Raw genomic sequence first — 19,939 nt, 5'->3', positions numbered from 1 at the left:
AAGCAAGTTATTTTTATTTATATAATTTAAATCTGCTACTTTCTTATTAGCAATGTTATTCTGTAATAGCCAATAAAGAACCTATATTAACTTAGCAAATCATCTACTTTCAACTATTTGATCCTCTCCTCCCACATTCTTCTAAGTGATATGGATAGGTTGAAACCACTATATTATGATTTCTAAGTAATGTTTCTCTAAGAATTAAACTCGTATGATTATGTAAAACTTCTCCTCTCTTTTCATGACTGATGAATTCCGGTAATATTACTGTTATCTTTTCATCTTCGCCAGCAGCATCAGCTATCAATTGTATATTATCAATTAAAGGATTTAGTATAGCTCTATACGGAGAGTACTTAGCAACAAGTATAATATCTGTGTTGAGCTCATTCCATCTGTGTTTCAATTTATCTATTGCCTCCTGATCTGGAGACACATTTAGAGCAATAACATTCTCGCTTATGCTCTGAGCATACTGAAGTGTACTTATGGAGGCTTTATTTAAACTAGCTATAGGTACTACAATAATATGGGTATATTTCTTTTTCATATCTATGGCTTTTAAATTTATAGTGCTTATGCTTAACCCCGCTGATACTTTATCATAATGAGCCTTAATTCTCAATTGACCTAAAATTATAATTGGAATTAGAATTACAACTACAAAAGCTCCTTCACTAAACTTCTCAATTAAAATTATTATAGTTGTTAATAAAGCAACTAAGGTACCTATACCATTAATAATAGCTCGTTTTAACCATCCCTTATCTCTTTCTGTTCTCCAGTGATTTACCATTCCGTATTGACCTAGTACAAAGGATATAAACACACCAATTGCATACAAAGGAATTAATCTATGAGTATCAGCTCCAAACGCAATAACCAGCAAACACGCTATAAAAGATAGTGCTACAATCCCAACGGTGAATCCTAATCTCTTACCTCTGCTAGTGAACTGTCTAGGTGCATATCCGTCTTTTGCAACTATATACATGAGCATTGGAAAACCAGTATAAGCTGTATTACACGCCATAAGTAATATAACAGCAGTACTAAATTGTATTACATAATACATTATACTATTGCCAAAAATAGCTGAAGCTATCTGTGATATTACAGTAGGTCCATTAGTAATCGGCACAGCATTATAAAATATAGCAAGTATCGACGATCCTCCAAAAATAAAAAATATTAGTGCCGCCAATAGTATCATAACAGTCTTAGCATTTCTTTGACTTGGTTCCTTAAAATTAGGAACAGAATTACTTACTGCCTCTACTCCAGTCAATGCTGAACATCCTGATGAAAAAGCTCTTAGTATAAGAAATAACGTTAAGTTCTCTGTAGCCTTAGTAGGTATATCGTACATTGGTTCTGGATGGATATTTAATATAAAGTATTTAAATAATCCATAAACTATCATAAAAAGCATACTTAAAATAAAGATATATGTCGGTATAGCAAAGATTTTTGAAGATTCACTTATTCCTCTTAAATTTAAGATAGTTAATATTATTATAATAGTTATAACAAATACTACTTTATATGGCATCAAAGCGGTAAATGCAGAGGTGATAGCATCTGCTCCAGCACTTGCACTAACAGCAACTGTAAGTATGTAACTAATTATTAATCCAGCTCCAGCAGTCAGTCCTGCTTTATCTCCTATATTCTCTTTTGCAACCTTATAAGCACCTCCACCTTGTGGATAAGCTCTTATTATTTGAATATATGAAATTGTAAGTACTATGAGTAATCCTATAATCATAAAAGAGGTCCATGTGAGCCATTGATATGCAGCTGATCCGAGTACGATTAAAACAAACAGAATTTCTTGAGCCGCATATGCCACTGATGAAATGGCATCACTTGCCATTATTGCTAATCCAAAAGGAATATTATATTTCTCATGTTTTCCAGCTTCATTAGCCAGAGGTTCTCCAAGTAGTACATCTGAAAATTTTCTATTCATTGTTTTGCCCCCTATACTATGTTGTAAAAAGTTTATGTTTAATCAGCTTATAAACCTTTTTTACTCTTTAATAAAACTTTTCATATGAAATTATACTTTCTCTAATTCAAATTAAAATGTTTCATAATCTTAAATTAGTGTTTGTGTTTTTACGGTGTTTTTATACATTTTTTAATTAAAGATATACTGATCTAAAAAATACTTTCAAACATATATGCATCTATTCAATGAAATGTTGATTTTACACTAAACTAATAGATTTTTAACGTTTTTTGCAATATTTTTTAATAAGGCTTTAAATCAATGCAGAAATTACTGATAATAACGATATATAAAGTAGGGTTGAATCTTTTTAATGAATATTTTGTCGAATAGAAGGAGGTGTTTTTTAAGTGAAAATTTTTCTAAAATCAAATTTACCCAAGCTTTCTTTGTTTTCTATTTTGTTAATTGTTTTTTTAACTTTAAAAGTGTACGGTGCTATTGATTCTGTTAGTACACTCACAGAATTAAATACAAAAATTTCTTCTGCCATGCACTCAAGACAGCCTACATACAGTATAAGTTATACCGGAAGCACTTCAACCCTAAGTAGTGATATCTCCAATACTATAAACAGTATATATAATGCTGATGACTATTTGCATTATACCAGTAAAGGATATTCCTACTCATATACTGTTAGCGGCGGAGTAGCAACTATAAATTTTACTTTTAACTATTGGAATACTGCAGCTCAGGATAGCTTTGTCAGTACCAAGGTTAATGAAGTACTAGCACAAATAATAACGGCTGGTATGAATGATTTCGAAAAAGAACGAGCTATTCATGATTGGATTGAAAAGAATGTCGCTTATGATACTACTCTTGTAAAGCATTCAGATTATGATGCTGTTGCATACCCATACAAAACAGTATGTCAAGGATATGCATTATTATCTTATAAGATGTTAAACCAGGCTGGCATTCAAACAAAAATAGTAGAAGGAACGGCCGGCGGACAAGCACATGCCTGGAATCTAGTTTACCTTGATGGAGCCTGGTATCACTTTGACTCAACATGGGACGACCCATTACCTGATGTAGCCGGTAGAGTAACCTATGACTATTACAACTTAACAGATGCTCAAATAAAGCTAAATCACTCTTGGGTGAAAGCTTATCCAACAGCTAATACTGATTTTGCAAATACCTTAAATGCAAAATTGACAAGCGATTCTTCTAATTCCTCTGTATATCAAGGTTTAATTGCTGCCTTAGAACTTAATTTATTAGCTCCTGAATATACCGTAAGTAATTCTACTGAGTTAAATGCTAAGATTCAAGAAGCAATTAAAAATAATCAAACCAAGATTAGAGTAAGATATATAAGTGGTTCTACAATTGCAACAGATATTGCTACTGCAATTAAAGGAATCTCAAACATCACTTCTTATTCTTACTCAAAGGTTGATTATAACAGAAGCAGTATAACTGGAGATATAAGATTAGATTTATCCTTCACCTACTTCACGCCAGTTAGTGTTACTTCTGTAGCTCTATCAAATACTGATTTAACATTGGCAGCTGGTGCTTCAAGCACATTAACAGCCACAATTCTTCCTATAAACGCTAGCAATAAGACAGTTATTTGGTCTACAAGTAACCCTTCAGTTGCAACAGTTTTAGGCGGAATAGTAAAGGCTGTTGGAGGTGGAACAGCTATAATTACAGCTAAAACATCCGACGGCAACTATACAGCTACTTGTAACATTAAAGTTATACAAGGAGTATCAAGTATTACTCTAACTTCTGCTTCACCTTATGTTAGATTAGGCGGTGACGATATCACATTAACGGCTAATATTATCCCAACTGGAGCTACTGATAAATCACTCACTTGGACAAGTAGTAATCCTATAGTAGCAACAGTAGATTCTACTGGTAAAGTTCATGCAGTAAGTTATGGTTCTGCTGTTATATCATCAACCTCAGTTCAAGATCCAACTAAAGTTGGAAGGTTCACAGTTACTGTACCTGTACCAGTAACTGGAGTTACTGTAACCTCTACTTCAACAGTTGTTAAGATAGGAAGCACCTTAACTCTAGGAACTACCATCGCTCCTTCAACCGCTACTATTAAGACCGTTACCTGGTCTAGCAGCAACGAAGCTATCGCTAAGGTAAGCTCCACTGGTGTAGTTACTCCTGTAGCTACAGGTACTGTAACCATCACTGCTAAAACTACTGATGGCGGTTTTACTGGTACTAAAGATCTGACAGTTATATATGGTGTTACTGGTATAACCTTAGATAAAGCATCGGCTTATGTTAGATTAGGTGAAAGCGATCTAACTTTAGTTCCAACAGTTAATCCAAGCAATGCCACTGATAAGTCTCTAACTTGGACTAGCAGTAATTCTAGCATAGCTACTGTTGATTCAAATGGAACTGTCCACGCTGTAGCCTACGGTTCCGTTACTATAACTGCTACTTCTGTACAAGATCCAACTAAGGTAGCAAGATGTACAGTGATCGTGCCTGTCCCAGTTACTGGAGTCACAGTAACTTCCAGTTCTACAGTTGTTAAGATGGGAAGCACTTTAACTTTAGGTACTACTATAGCTCCTTCAACTGCTACTATTAAGACCGTTACTTGGTCCAGCAGCAACGAAGCTATCGCTAAGGTAAGCTCCACTGGCGTAGTTACTCCTATAGCTACAGGTACTGTAACCATCACTGCTAAAACTACTGATGGCGGTTTTACTGGTACTAAAGATCTGACAGTTATATATGGTGTTACTGGTATAACCTTAGATAAAACTTCAGCTTATGTTAGATTAGGTGAAAGTGATCTAACTTTAGTTCCAACTGTAAACCCAAGCAATGCTACTGACAAGTCATTAACTTGGACAAGTAGCAACCCTAATATAGCTACTGTCGATTCAAATGGAACTGTCCACGCTGTAGCCTACGGTTCCGTTACTATAACTGCTACTTCTGTACAAGATCCAACTAAGGTGGCAAGATGTACAGTGATCGTGCCTGTCCCAGTTACTGGAGTCACAGTAACTTCCAGTTCTACAGTTGTTAAGATGGGAAGCACCTTAACTTTAGGAACTACAATAGCTCCTACAACTGCTACTATTAAGACCGTAACTTGGTCTAGCAGCAACGAAGCTATAGCTAAAGTTAGTACAACTGGTTTGGTTACTCCTGTAGCTCCTGGTACAGTAACCATAACTGCTAAAACTACTGATGGTGGATTTACTGGTACTAAAGATCTAACAGTTATATATGGAGTTACTGGTATAACTCTCGATAAAACTTCAACTTACCTTAGATTAGGCGATAGTGACTTAACCTTAGTTCCTACTGTAAATCCAAGCAATGCCACTGATAAGTCTCTAACTTGGACTAGCAGTAATTCTAGCATAGCTACCGTTGATTCAAATGGAACTGTCCACGCTGTAGCCTACGGTTCCGTTACTATAACTGCTACTTCTGTACAAGATCCAACTAAGGTAGCAAGATGTACAGTGATCGTGCCTGTCCCAGCAACTGGAGTCACAGTAACTTCCGGTTCAACAGTTGTTAAGATGGGAAGCACCTTAACTCTAGGAACTACCATCGCTCCTTCAACTGCTACTATTAAGACCGTTACCTGGTCTAGTAGCAACGAAGCTATCGCTAAGGTAAGTATTACTGGTGTAGTTACTCCTGTAGCTACAGGTACTGTAACCATCACTGCTAAAACTACTGATGGCGGTTTTACTGGTACTAAAGATCTGACAGTTATATATGGTGTTACTGGTATAACCTTAGATAAAGCATCGGCTTATGTTAGATTAGGTGAAAGTGATCTAACTTTAGTTCCAACAGTTAATCCAAGCAATGCCACTGATAAGTCTCTAACTTGGACTAGCAGTAATTCTAGCATAGCTACTGTTGATTCAAATGGAACTGTCCACGCTGTAGCCTACGGTTCCGTTACTATAACTGCTACTTCTGTACAAGATCCAACTAAGGTAGCAAGATGTACAGTGATCGTGCCTGTCCCAGCAACTGGAGTCACAGTAACTTCCGGTTCAACAGTTGTTAAGATGGGAAGCCCCTTAACTCTAGGAACTACCATCGCTCCTTCAACTGCTACTATTAAGACCGTTACCTGGTCTAGTAGCAACGAAGCTATCGCTAAGGTAAGCTCCACTGGTGTAGTTACTCCTGTAGCTACAGGTACTGTAACCATCACTGCTAAAACTACTGATGGAGGCTTTACTGCTACAAAAGACTTAACTGTTATATATGGAGTTACTAGTATAACTCTTGATAAAACTACAGTTTCTCTTAAATTAAACAGTGCTGATATAACATTAATAGCTACTATAAATCCGACCAATGCTACTGATAAGTCAGTAAAATGGACAACTAGTAATTCTGCAGTAGTAACTGTAGATTCAAATGGTAATCTTCACGCAGTAGGATTAGGTACCGCAACCATAACTGTAACCTCTGTTCAAGATCCTACAAAGGTTGCAAGGTGTACTGTGACAGTAATGAATTAGTTTTACAAAATTAAACTCAAAGTACCCACGATAAATAATCGTGGGTACTTTTACAAGTGGTTTTGTTTTCATAAAAACTTCTGTAGATAAAATTTAATATTATTCATGTCCTTTACATATACAATTACACCAAAACAATTTAAATTATCCAATCTTATATTAAATGAAAAAATTAAAGCTCTATTTCCGATTAACAATAGAACCTTTCATACACTTCTTTAAATACACATCTCTAAAATCTTATATACATCCTCTTCATTTAAAGCAACATAAGCATATGCTAGACCACCATGCTCCACAGCTGATTTTGCCATTGCCTCAAAGTTTGTTTTGTCTATTCCAAGTTCACTTAAAGTCATTGGGATACCACAAGCTTTAAAGAAATCTTCTGTAGCATCTATTGCTTCATTTGCAAGTGCAAATTTATCTCCCTTAGGTTCTAACCCCCATACATTTATTGCATAATCAACAAATTTATCAATTGTTTCTTCACTTAATATATATCTCATCCATCTTGGAGTTAGTATAGCAAGACCTACTCCATGTGTTATATCATAGTATGCACTTAGTTCATGCTCTATTGGATGACAAGTCCATGCTCCTGCCTTTCCGCTTCCAGTAAGACCGTTAAGGGCCATTGAACTAGCCCACATCATGTTAGCACGAGCTTCGTAGTTTTGTGGATCTTTTAATGCTATAGGACAATATTTTATACACGCTTGAAGTAAACCTTCTGCAAATTTATCCTGAACAAAAGCATCTGTAGTTTTCTTAAAGTAATTCTCAATAATATGAGACATTATGTCTGCACAACCTGCTGCTGTTTGGATAGCTGGTAAAGTATATAAGTATTCAGGATCTAGAATCGATGTTTTAGGTATCATATTCCAAGATGCTGTACCAAGCTTTTCGTTTGTATCCATTTTTGATATAACTGCATTCTTATTCATTTCTGATCCAGTTGCTGCTAGTGTTAATATAGTAACTATAGGTATAACCTTATCTATTTTAGTAGGGTCAGTAACTATATCCCAAGCATCTCCATCATAGTAATAAGCTGCTCCTACAACCTTAGCGCAATCTATAGTGCTTCCGCCACCAACAGCCAATATAACATCAACATTATGTTCTTTACAAAGCTCTACTCCACGTCTCACAGTTTCAATTCTTGGATTCGGTTCGATACCACTAAGTTCTACTATATTAAAATCCTTTAGTAATTGTTGAATATTATCGTATATTCCATTTCTCTTTATGCTGCCTCCGCCATAGGCAATCAATACATTTTTTCCATGTCTTTTTAATACTTCTGGAAGGTTAGAAATCTGTCCTTTACCAAATAGCATTTCAGTATAAGCATTAAATTTAAAATTATCCATATTCTTTTCCTCCTAATTAGTGCATGAATCTTTACTAGTTTTTAACTTTTTATACTAAAAGTATACCCCTTACAGTTAACTCTAAGTCAATACTATTTCATGATTGTTTCCGTAAAATGAATAACTAAATGTAGCCTTATCAGTTCAAATACAAAATTTATGGCGATTTTAAAAGCAAATGTCTTTTGACATGGTATTGTTCCTATAGCAAATCTCTATGTAATTGCAAATGTGATGCTTTTGGTGTCGTAAGTCCTATAGAAACATATACTTGGTTCCTATACAGATGAACAGATAAACCACTTCGTAGTAAAGTTTGTATTTTTAAATTCTCTCACTAGAATCCGTGATAGTTCTAAAAATAGACTCTATATCAAAGTGGTTCATCTTTATATAAATTTAATTTTCTATCTTGTAGCCATAGATCGCTATCTCTCCAATACCTGCATTATCTAGCTTTTCTAGATTTATATACTGTGTTTCTAGATTTACATCTTTTATCTTCCAGGTATTATAACTATCTAAACCATCTTCAAAGGCTAGACTCCAATTGTTTTCACTGCCTGAGTAAACCTTGAGTGAGCCAATACCATTTGTATCATAGAAACCTATATGAGTAATCTTATACTTACCTCCTAAATTGATTGTAGCCTTCATATTTCCCTGAAAATTATCCACGGGCTTCCAACCTGATGATAACTCATCTTCCAATAACATATCGCTATAAACTGGGACTTTATCCGCTTCATCAAATAGGGTTTTAAAGCTAGTTAAAAGAGGCTGCTCAGTATTTATCATAGAATCCTCAATTTTTATTTTACTATCTTTATCTTCTCTTATTTCATATATCCCTTTTATAAAATTCTCACTTACACCACCATCCCCAATGGCAGTGCCGTAAAATGCTATTTCTCCCATTCCTGCATTGTTTTCTTTTTCTATTTTTACATACCTTGTTTTTACACCGCTTAACCCTTTATTTACCCACTCATTATATCTATCTAACCCATCTTCTAATACCTTATTCCACTTCCCCGGCTCTCCGGAGTAGAAGGTTAACTTTCCTACACCATTTGAATCATAAAAGGCTATATTTGAGACATCGTAAAATCCTCCTAAATCTATATATCCATCATAGATTATAGGCAAATTCCATAATTCAATCCAATTTGATTTGAAGGAATTTTCCAAAGATAAAGTTGAATTAGTTGGAACCAAGGATTGCTCATCAAATAGAGCTTTAAAGCTACTTACTACATTCTTGTTTCCATACACATTATTTGTACCCAACTTAATTAAATTTTTATTATTATCTTGCTGTTGCTCTATCGGGTAACCGTAAAATGCTAACTCATAACACTCTGAGTTATCAAACTTATCAAGCTTTATATATCTTGTAGTTATATCTACATCTCTTACTTGCCAGCTATTATAATTATAAAAATCATAATCTAAAAAAGACTCTTTATTCCAGCTATCTGGAGTTCCTCCCGTAAGCTTCATAAGTCCTTGACCAGTGGAATCATAAAATCCCACATGAGTTATCTTATAAGTTTTTCCTAAATCTATATACCCTGTTAAAGGAAATCTACTTAAAGGCCACAAAGCTTCAGCTTTTGTAGTTAGCTGATTTTTTAATAATCCTGCATATCCGATAGGAAGCTTTTGCTGTTCATCTACCAAATGCTTATATTGTTCTAAGACCTCGTTATTTTCACTAAATACGCTTGAAGGAGCCATATCAATCCTTGTAGAAGTGGGCTCTACTGGAGCTACAGCACCATCTGTAACTAATACGAAGGATGGTCTTTCAGTTACCTCTAGTGTTACAGTAGAATCTTTTATATTTAACTGCGATCTTAATCCATCACTATAATTATCATCCATAGTAACTAGGCTAGCTTTTGATTTATTTCCTATATTCAACTTATAGTCCTCAATTTTGCTTCCATCTGCTGTTGGAGACCATACAGCGTAACACTCCTTAGATGAGTTATTAGGATCTACAAATTTATAAATATATAAATTAGGTGCTTCAGTTATAACTTTATCAAACACCATTCCTTTTAGGGTATCCTTCATAGTATAAACATAATACCAAGAAGTCTTTGGTTCCCAGCTTCCCTTTTCCCCAACTAAACCTGAGGAACCATAGTTTCCATACCCATAAGGATTTGCATCTCTTAACATATACATAGTGGTTCTATCTATTCCAGCTGCCATAGCTGCCAAGTAACCTCTTACAAGCCAGTTAGCTTGTGCTTCCTTTGAAGGTGCTGCTATTGTAGAAGTACTATTAGTATCCCAGCCAAACTCTGTTAGCCAAAGCTCTTTATCTGGTAAATTGTTATTTCTCCACTTTACTATATTAGATAATTTACCTTTCATATCAGCCTTCTCTGGATTCACATTACCAAAATATTCATGAAAGTTTAATACGTCAGCAGCAAACTTTTTATCGCTTCTATTGTTCTCAAACCACGATTTCATAAGATTAACATAGTTTATAAAGTTAGAACTTCCTGCAAGACCGCCCATTACTAGCTTTGCACTTTTATCAGCATTTTTTACTCCTGCATCTTTCCCCAGTGTTCCTTCATGTCCATCGTAGTCTGCACTACACATTGCCGCAAACTCGTATGGAGAGAAATAACTATCTCTGCCTTCCCAGTCCATATTAGGCTCGTTTGCATTTTCGTAATAATTTATTAAGCCTAAACCAGTCTTCTTTTCCTGATTTTCAGCTAATTTTAACGTACTTTGGTCTACGGCTGTATGCCCATATCTAGCTGCATACTGATACATAACAGAGGCATGATCGTAATAAGAAGCCGGTAAAGTTGCATCTGCTCCTTTTTTTATAGGTTTATTATTTGAAGATTCATATTTTGTATTATCTCCCAGGATATAATCAGCATTTCCCTGTATACAAGGAAAAACGTCTACACCTGCATCATTTAACTTCCTATAATATTCATCAAAATTCCATCCTCCGCCTGCTGCGCTAGGACTTATCTGAAGCTTACTACCATCGTTGCCGCTCCAGCCAAAATTATGGTATTCTCGTACAGTTCCTGCTACCTTCATAACATTTAACGGATCGTCTATAAACGCATTTATACCTATAAATTTATCAGCCGTAATATTAAAGTTAGGCTTATTGTTAGAGTTATCTTCTTTAACTACAGGGTCTGCACCTACCTGATATCCGTAAATTGCAATCTCTGATATACCTGAATTACAGTCATCACATTTTATTTGAAGATACCGACTCACTACATCGGAATCCTTTAAATCTATTTTTGACCAATTTAAATAACTATCTGTTTGTCTTGTGGCTATCTTTTGCCAGTGAAAAGGAGTCCCACTAGAAAAATCAAGAGAAGAAATCCCATAGGTGTCATAGTAAGATATTGCTGTTATTTTAAACTCAGTTCCTAGATCAATATAACATGAAATAGGTGCATACTCCTTCTTCATAGTAGGAACCCAAGTATTTGCCTTCAACTCTTGGTTTAGCTTTTCCTCTTGAGTTTGCGGCACTTTATCCTGTTCATCTACTAATATACTTGCCTTTGTTATATAATCTGCATCATAAAAAGCTATGACTTCGTCGTAAATATTGCTAGCTTTTAATGGAATCAACTTTGATTCTTGAGATACAGTTTGTGCTTTTACAGGTATACTAGGAAGCATAATAGCAAAAGCAAAACATATGCCTATTGCAGTTTTCTTTAAAGTAGAATTTTTCATTTTTATCCCCTTATTAAAGATGTACAACTTCAGCACGCAAACCATTTTCAAAGTCTACCAAAATTCTTGGAGAAGACTTTGAAAGCAAAAATTCTAAAATTAAGTTATACATCGCATAACATTTATTTTTGACTATAATACAATTATATTGTCCAATTCTATTTAGGTGACAAAGATTAATTTTTTAGGTGCTATAAAAAAGGATTAAATCCTAAGAACTCTAGAACTTAACCCTTTTTCTGTTAACTATATTCTATTGTTGCTTTACATCTTTTCTTCTTAATACTATAGCTCCACCTGCTACAGAAGCTACCATCAACATTGCTAATGGTACTATTGGTGCAGTATCACCAGTTTGTGGTGAAGTTGTACTAATTGCTGTAGTAGATGTTTGTGATGTTGAAGGAGTAGTCGTATTTGGTGTAGTTGAAGTCTGATTTGGTATCGTATTTGTTGGTTGAGTTGGAGTTACTGGTACAGTTTTGCTTATCGTTTTAGAAGCTAACCATTCCATTATTGTTGTACTCTTGCCTTTAATTGTATCTACACATTGGTTATTATATACATATATCCAAGACCAATGTCCACTATATTCATATGGCGTTCCATCAGCCTTCTTATATAAACCTGTAGTATCTAGGACTTTATCAAAGTATGTGAAGTGAACATCCTTTGCTCCAGCCTTTACTAATCTATCGTAAGTTGGAACTGCATATATAGATGGAGGAAGAACAGTATCAGTCTTAGCTGCTGTAAACCATATTGGTAGATTTTTTAGTTTTTGTATATCCGAGTCAGATATTAAGGTATCCTTTAAACCTTCACAAGTTGGGAATGCTGCTGCGAAGTAATCAGTATAATCTCTTGCCATAAGTAGTGTCATATAACCACCGTTAGAATCTCCTCCGATGTATATTCTACTTGTATCAATATCCTTATTGTTTCCTACATACTCTTTTATTAGCGACATAAGAGCTGCTTCATACTTTGAAGTTCCATCAGCCTTTCCATTTAAGCCATCCATCCAATATGTTGGAGCTTGAGGTGCTAAAACATATGCTCCATTAAAATAAGCTTGAATATCAGTTGAAGCAAAGTTTACTGCCTTATTTCCTGCTATAGGTAGAAGTCCATCACTTCCACCTTCTCCACCACCATGTAACCATATAACTAATGGATGCTTTTTGCTATCCTTTGCAGGTGCAAAACTTGCATAGTGAAGAGTAACATTATCATAAGTTGCTTGGGAAGTCGCAAACTTGTCTAGAAGTCCGCTAGTTCCTCCAGCATATACATTTCCTACTAATCCTCTGATTACTTGATCGCTAGTGATTATATCTCTTTGCTCTGTAATTGTATAATTAGAGGTAATCCATCCATTTAAACCTGATGTTAAGCTATAGTTCATTGGTGAACCTAATGCCAAATCTGGACCTATCTCCATTTCGAGAGCAGCATAGTTTCCACTTGGCACTGCATTGCCATCTTTGTCAGAAACATAAGCTCTTACAACCTTACGATCTCCTTCTGCAGCTCCTAATATTGGAGTATTGGGTCTATTTTCAGTTCTTACTACATGTACTTTAAAAGTATCTGTAGCTATTAATCCTTGATCTACCTTTTGACCTAAGTTAATGATTACTTTTGTGATTGCTGGTCCCCAGTCCTGTACTTCAGTAACTGTTGAATAACTAGTAGACTTAACTTTAGCTTGACTAGCCAACCATTCCATTATTGTTGTATTCTTGCCGTTAATTGTATCTGTACATTGGTTATTATACACATAAATCCATGACCAATGTCCCATGTACTCATATGGTGATCCGTCTGCTTTTTTATATAAGCCTGTAGTATCAACTACCTTATCAAATAGTGATAGATGTGTATTCTTTGCTCCCGCCTTTACTAAACGGTTATAAGTTGGAACCACATAATCGTTTACTGGAACTGTTGTATCTGTTTTAGCTGCAGTAAACCATATTGGGAGGTTCTTCATCTTCTCTATATCTGAGTCTTTTATTAAAGTATCCTTTAAAGCTTCGCAAGTTGGAAATGCTGCTGCAAAATAATCAGTATAGTCTCTAGCCATAACCATTGTCATATATCCACCATTAGAGTCTCCACCGATATAAATTCTGCTTGTATCAATATCTTTATTACTTGCAACATAGTCTTTAATTAATGACATAAGTGCATTTTCATATTTTGAAGTTCCATCACCAAATCCATTAAATCCATCCATCCAAAAGGTTGGAGCTTGAGGTGCTAATACATATGCTCCTCCAAAATAAGCTTGCATTTCTTTTGAAGCAAAATTGTCTGCTTTATTTCCTGTGATAGGGAGGAGTCCATCTGTGCCCCCTTCTCCCATTCCGTGTAACCATATAACTAATGGATGTTTATTTGCATCTTTTGCAGGTGCATAACTTGCATAATGCAGTGTGATATTATCATAGGTTGCTTGTCCGGTTTTAAATTCATCTACAATAGGCTTAATGTCCCCAGTATAAGTATTTACAACTAACCCTGAAATTGTTCCTGAGTTTGATGTGATATCTTTTTGCTGAGTGATTGTATAGTCACATTTAACCCATCCATTAAGATTAGTAGTTAAATCATAGTTTATTGGGGAAGCTAATGATACATCAGGTCCAACTTCCATCTCAATAACTACATAATTCCCACTAGTTGCAGCATTACCATCTTTGTTAGCAACATAGACCTTAGTAATCTTACGATCTCCTTCCTTATCCCCTAAAATCATAGTATTTGCCCTATTTTCAGTCCTCACTACATGTACTTTAAAAGTATCCAAAGCAACGGAGTTTTGATCAACTTTCTTACCTAAGTCAACTATAACCTTTGTAGTTGCTGTCCCCCAGTCAAATACTTCATTTACAGTACGATATGATGCTGTTTGTGCTTGACCATCTGCAGCAAGAGCACTTCTACTTGGAGAAAATACCATGACACCAGCTAAAATAAGTGCCAACATAATTTTTCCACTTCGTCTAAATATCTTTCCCATTTCTACCCCCTAATTTCATAGGTTTTTCACCCTTTTTTACTTTAGAATCTATATAAATGATCATAAAGTACTTATTTAATTTCTTAATTCTATTGTTTTATAACCTTAGCATGTACAATTATTCGACTTTCTTTATCTGAATTTGTACAGGTTGATAGACTCACAATTGAGTCCTCTGCTGTTACCGTAACTCCAGTATCATAAATAGAATTATTAGTTATATCTCTCAAGAAACTGCCATACTGTTCCTTTGATTCAAAATTTTTGTTATAACTTTTACTAGTACTGCTCGTTATATAGCATGAAAAAATCTCGCACTTTAACTTACCACTCGGAGTATAAATCCAAAAACAATGGTTGGACACATAAAAATCTTTTTCTTTATATTTCATCAACGCACTGAACATAGATGAATTCTTGAGATTATGTCCATATAAAATTGTATAAAAATCTTTGAATTGCTCATCATTTGTGTAATCCATGAAAATGCTTCCAGATTTATTCACCTCTTTTTTAAAAGTGTGGTTCAAATAGAATGTGTTATCAGTGCCTTTAACAATAGGATAGTTAATGTCTATATTCTCAAAGTAAATCCACCCAATAACATCGTTATTAATTGCTTTAAGTTCTTTAAAGTTTATATTTATTTCAGAAGAAAAATTTGATTTACTTTTATCACTTGGAATTTTTTCAACATATTTTTGTAGCTTTTTATATTCATTTGTCGCAGTGCTGTATTCATGTCCAATAACATATAATCTATAAGCAGAATATAAAAACGTACTTACACAAATTAATATCATAATTATTTTTAGAAAGCTTCTAACTGAAGCTTTTTCCTGTAATCTTGACTTATTTAAATTATCTTCTTTGTCTCTGACATCAGTATCAAACATATATATCTCCTATTTAAATTTAAAGTTATACCCCCTTAATTACCCAGCAAACTAATTATATATTTTAACCAATTGTAAAGCTTTCCATTTGTGGATTTTTATATATTGTTTTATTATTACTTTTTGTTCTATTTTCCATATACTAAAAAAACTTAATTATTTCCACTATATATAAGTCAAAAAATGGAATAAAAAAACTCACTGAAGAGACTTTCTTCAATGAGTTTTTTGTGTATCTACCATTCCAACTTTATATGGCTAAAACCCGACAGGTAACACTCCTTTTATCAACACTCTAACTTTAACTTTTTCTAATGATTATGTTTAATAGGTACAATCTCAATTAACATAACTTCATGGGGTTCCAACTTTTCATTTATTATAAAATCACCATTTATATCACTGTTTTTCATTCTATATTCAAATATTGATCTGTTTTTAATATAATTAAGTTCATCTAAATCCATGAACTTCGGCGCACCAATTCTAAGCCATTCATCATAAGCCGACCCGTTTTCTTTGTTAATTCTATACATCTTCACTACTACTTCTCCAGATAATCCTTTTAAAATAAAGCTTATATTTTTACTTTTTTCATTAAAAACATGATACCTGTCTTTTAAAGTAATATCTTTTGAATGACACTGCTTTCTATCATCAATAAAATGACAATAGTTAAATGCTAAAATCTGAATAGAATTATTGGTATTTTTAGTAGCTATGAAATCACTTTCTTTTCTTAATATATTATTTCCTAATCTATTCATAAATTGATAGGCATAATAAATTGGCTTTTTTATTCCATTATTGGTTATAAAACCGAGTCCTCCATGAAAGATATTGTTACTTGCTTTAGTTTCTTCAAATATATCACTAAAGGACCAGTATGCTATACCATTAACTTTATTAAAGTTATCAACAATATTTTTCACGAAAAATGAAGCCTTGAAGCATGTATCATGTAATAAATCTTTTTGACTTGGAGTAGTATTCCATTCAGTAACAAAAAACTCTTTTATATCTAATTTATGCTTGTCTATTATATCAATAAACTTATCTATTTGTTCACTAATGAAGCTTTCATCAGCATATGAACAATAATCTATTGAATTCTGAAGTATCAGTTCATTATCTGACACCTTTCCAAACCTATTGATAAGTTCAAGCGAATCTGACTTTCCATTTGGTACTAGTGAATAAGTTCTTACAGCAATAAAATCTAATGCTACCTTCTCATCTTTTAAATAGCAAACATACTTATCTAAAAGCTGCAAGTCAAATGTCCCTCCAACCCTTAGCTTCGCTTCAACCTGTTTCACACTACCATAGGTTTCTTTAAAGAACTCAAAATAATTCTGATCCTCAGTATTGAAGTAATTCCATTGGTCACAAATTTGAAAATACCACTTTTCAACTTCATTAGTACCATATCTTTCTATAAGATGTTTTACAAAACTTCTTATAAACTTATTCCACCTTCTCATACTCTTAGGAAAACTAATATTGGCCTTCCATGCAAATATATATTTTTTTTCAGCAGCAAGTTGATCAGGCATATATCCAAGTTCTATGAATGGTTTAAGCTTTATCTCCAATAAAAAATCTATAAGTTCATCAACATAAGTAAAGTTATACTCCGAATTGCCCTGATCGTCTTCACTATAAACACGCATCTCATCAGAAAGTATTCCATGAAACCTCACGTATTCAAATCCTATATCTTTTTGAACCAATCTCAATTGATTTCTTAGTTCTTCCCTCATACCTTCTACAGCCCTACCAAAAGCTAAAATCCTTTTCCAACTCTTATCAAAAACCTCCACTGAAGAATTTAAATCAATTACATAGCTTTGCTTTTTTTCAGGCAATAACCTGAGTTTATCATTCTCATAATTAGGTATTTTCTCTAACTTAAATTTAGAAAAATCTAATTCTAGTGAACTTTCTCTTATTTCATTTAAGTAAATATTTCTATATTTTGAAGGAGTCATACCATATATTTCTTTAAAGGCTTTAAAGTAAGATTTTAAATTTGGAAATCCATTTTCTAACGCAATAAAAGTAATTTTTTTATCAGATAATATCAAGTCCTTTATAGACTCTTCTAATCGTAAATTACTAATAAAAGCGTTTAAAGGAATCCCCATCTGCTTTGAAAAATATCTAGATATGTATTGAGAATTTAAATGCATATATTGTGAAATATCTTGTAAACTTATTTTTTCCTTGTAATGAGTAAGTACAAACTTTATGATACTGTTTACCCTTTCATTATCATGATTTATAGAAAGCGTACTCTCAATTTCATCCACAGTAAATTTGTTGATTAATAACACTATAAGTTCCATTATCAGTTGTTTTGCAATCAGTAGATATCCATTTTCTTTATTTATGCATACCTCTAGCAGCTTTATCATTACACTTTTAATATTTTTATATTCTTCTATATTGGCTTCATTAATATTTAAGGAGTTTAATTCAAATCTCAAGTCGGTAAAGTTATTATATAAATTACCAAAATATTTACAATCTATTTCTAAGATGTAGATTTGATTAGTGCTTGAACTATCTATGCTGTACATTATGTTTGGATTAATTAAGATAACATCCTCTTCTGTTAGTTTATATTCTTTATCTTCTTGCTTTATAAGAACTTCACCTTTAATAACAAATATCAAGCTTAGCTTTGGATTTAAGTAGTAACATGAGGTTTTAATGCTTTCAATAAATATTTTTATCGGAATGTCTCCTATCATATCTATTATCTTATTAGTATATTTCATTAATTTCTCCCCCCATTGTATTTATAGATACTTATCAAATTAAATTTATCTTATTAAAGATGAACCATTTCAATCCGAAATCTATTTTCAAAACTCCTCTGGGTTCTGAGAGGAGAATTTGAAAATATAAATTCAATTATGAAGTGGTTCATCTATATCTTTACAATATTCATATCTCTAACTGATTTACTTTACAGTAAAAAAGACCTCTATTAATAAAAAGATAGGTCTCATCCTACTTCTTATTAACGAAGGTCTAGCTTGATCAAGTCAGTTACTATCCAACAATTACATGCAAGAGTTTAATATGTAATTATAAGATTATTATATTGTTTTTACCAATAATAGTCAATTAATTTGGAAATGCCCTTACATTTATTCTCTCCAGTCATTTTATAAGTACTTTACATATAGTAGTTAACCGCTACTTAAACCAAGAAAATTTTCAATGCTAGTTAGAATAAAATTAGTATCTGTCTAATTAAAAGATCCAAATGAATAACTTTGCCATTATAAACCCTATAACTCCGCAACCTGGAAATGTTAAAATCCATGTCCAAACCATTTCTTGAACCATTAGCCAGTTTACAGCACTAAGCCTCTTTGCTGCTCCAACTCCCATTATAGAAGTAGTTTTAGTATGAGTTGTGCTTACTGGTATTCCAGTTAGTGAAGAAATAAGAAGACATCCTGCCGCTGCTAAATCTGCTGAAAAGCCTTGATATTTTTCTAATTTAACCATCTTCATGCCTACAGCCTTAATTATTTTATATCCTCCAATGGAAGTGCCTAAAGCCATAACTAAGGAACATAACATCATAAGCCATATTGGTATAACAAAGTTTTCTACAGACCCTTGTCCATTAGCTAAAAATATTCCTAGCATGAATACCCCCATAAACTTTTGACCATCTTGAGCGCCATGCATAAAAGCCATAGCCGCTCCCCCAAAAACTTGCGCTCCTTGAAAAAAATCGCTAGTATTTTTTCTGTTAGAATTACGAAATACAATTGCTACAGACTTTACCAAAAGCCAGCCCATGATAAATCCTAGTGCAGTAGAAAGTATAAGTCCATATATTACCTTCACCCATTCAGAACCATTAATCCCACTAAGATTACCTTGAAGTGCAATTGCAGCTCCTGATATTCCAGCTATTAATGCATGACTTTCACTAGTAGGAATTCCGAAGTACCAAGCTGCTGTAGACCATACCACAATTGCAAATAGAGCTGCACACAAAGCTACCAATGCTTCATGTGTGTTTCCATGAAAGTCCACCATGTTATATATTGTTTGCGCTACATTAGCATTTACTAAAGTCATTACAAAAACACCGAAAAAATTAAATATGGCTGCCATAATAATTGCAGGATGAGGACTTATTGCACGAGTAGATATACAGGTAGCGATAGCATTTGGTGCATCAGTCCATCCATTTACTAAAACTACCCCTAGAGTCAAGATCGCCGTTATCAATAGTGCTGGATTATTCACTATTTGCTTTAAAAATTCAGCGAATGAAATGGTCATTAATTATCCCCTCTCATTTTATGGTTAATTATATTCTCAATACTAAT

Annotated in this window: 8 protein-coding genes; 1 reads left to right on the top strand and 7 read right to left on the bottom strand. The window is 33.6% G+C overall.

What is annotated here, in order from left to right; translation table 11 throughout:
• Positions 1-109: 109 nt before the first annotated feature.
• The gene (locus tag JHL18_RS03980; protein WP_200266360.1) at positions 110-1,975 is read right to left on the bottom strand and encodes an APC family permease; all 1,866 of its coding nucleotides are present in this window, start codon (positions 1,973-1,975) and stop codon (positions 110-112) included.
• Between the two features lie 392 nt (positions 1,976-2,367).
• On the opposite strand from JHL18_RS03980, the gene JHL18_RS03975 reads away from it, so the two are divergent.
• On the top strand, positions 2,368-6,519 hold the full coding sequence (locus JHL18_RS03975) for an Ig-like domain-containing protein (protein WP_200266358.1): 4,152 nt from the start codon (positions 2,368-2,370) through the stop codon (positions 6,517-6,519).
• Between the two features lie 218 nt (positions 6,520-6,737).
• On the opposite strand, the gene JHL18_RS03970 is transcribed toward JHL18_RS03975, so the two are convergent.
• The 6 genes from JHL18_RS03970 to JHL18_RS03945 all read right to left on the bottom strand — a co-directional run bounded on the left by JHL18_RS03970 (position 6,738) and on the right by JHL18_RS03945 (position 19,892).
• Positions 6,738-7,898: an iron-containing alcohol dehydrogenase gene (locus tag JHL18_RS03970; RefSeq protein WP_200266356.1), complete on the bottom strand. Its 1,161-nt coding sequence runs from the start codon at positions 7,896-7,898 to the stop codon at positions 6,738-6,740.
• A gap of 399 nt (positions 7,899-8,297) precedes the next feature.
• A complete protein-coding gene (locus JHL18_RS03965) occupies positions 8,298-11,651 on the bottom strand; it encodes a hypothetical protein (protein WP_200266354.1) in 3,354 nt (1,117 codons plus the stop codon).
• Between the two features lie 253 nt (positions 11,652-11,904).
• Complete coding sequence (locus JHL18_RS03960; protein WP_200266352.1) at positions 11,905-14,679, bottom strand: prolyl oligopeptidase family serine peptidase; 2,775 nt, start codon at positions 14,677-14,679, stop codon at positions 11,905-11,907.
• Positions 14,680-14,768: 89 nt separating this feature from the next.
• A complete protein-coding gene (gene srtB / locus JHL18_RS03955; protein WP_200266350.1) occupies positions 14,769-15,575 on the bottom strand; it encodes a class B sortase in 807 nt (268 codons plus the stop codon).
• Positions 15,576-15,886: 311 nt separating this feature from the next.
• Positions 15,887-18,358 (bottom strand): GH39 family glycosyl hydrolase, encoded by a 2,472-nt coding sequence (locus JHL18_RS03950; RefSeq protein WP_200266348.1) that lies wholly within the window; start codon positions 18,356-18,358, stop codon positions 15,887-15,889.
• A 481-nt stretch (positions 18,359-18,839) separates the two neighbouring features.
• A complete protein-coding gene (locus tag JHL18_RS03945; protein WP_200266346.1) occupies positions 18,840-19,892 on the bottom strand; it encodes an inorganic phosphate transporter in 1,053 nt (350 codons plus the stop codon).
• Positions 19,893-19,939: the final 47 nt, after the last annotated feature.

Origin of the sequence: Clostridium yunnanense (assembly GCF_016595795.1) — a bacterium.
Taxonomy (GTDB): domain Bacteria; phylum Bacillota; class Clostridia; order Clostridiales; family Clostridiaceae; genus Clostridium_AR; species Clostridium_AR yunnanense.
The sequence above is the reverse complement of the archived record's forward strand: the minus strand, read 5'-3'. Positions and strand labels throughout refer to the sequence as shown.

What these genes read in the sequence shown, in the direction of transcription:
- JHL18_RS03980 (WP_200266360.1), bottom strand. Translation starts at nt 1,975, where the DNA reads ATGAATAGAAAATTTTCAGATGTACTACTTGGAGAACCTCTGGCTAAT.
- JHL18_RS03970 (WP_200266356.1), bottom strand. Translation starts at nt 7,898, where the DNA reads ATGGATAATTTTAAATTTAATGCTTATACTGAAATGCTATTTGGTAAA.
- JHL18_RS03965 (WP_200266354.1), bottom strand. Translation starts at nt 11,651, where the DNA reads ATGAAAAATTCTACTTTAAAGAAAACTGCAATAGGCATATGTTTTGCT.
- JHL18_RS03960 (WP_200266352.1), bottom strand. Translation starts at nt 14,679, where the DNA reads ATGGGAAAGATATTTAGACGAAGTGGAAAAATTATGTTGGCACTTATT.
- srtB (WP_200266350.1), bottom strand. Translation starts at nt 15,575, where the DNA reads ATGTTTGATACTGATGTCAGAGACAAAGAAGATAATTTAAATAAGTCA.
- JHL18_RS03950 (WP_200266348.1), bottom strand. Translation starts at nt 18,358, where the DNA reads ATGAAATATACTAATAAGATAATAGATATGATAGGAGACATTCCGATA.
- JHL18_RS03945 (WP_200266346.1), bottom strand. Translation starts at nt 19,892, where the DNA reads ATGACCATTTCATTCGCTGAATTTTTAAAGCAAATAGTGAATAATCCA.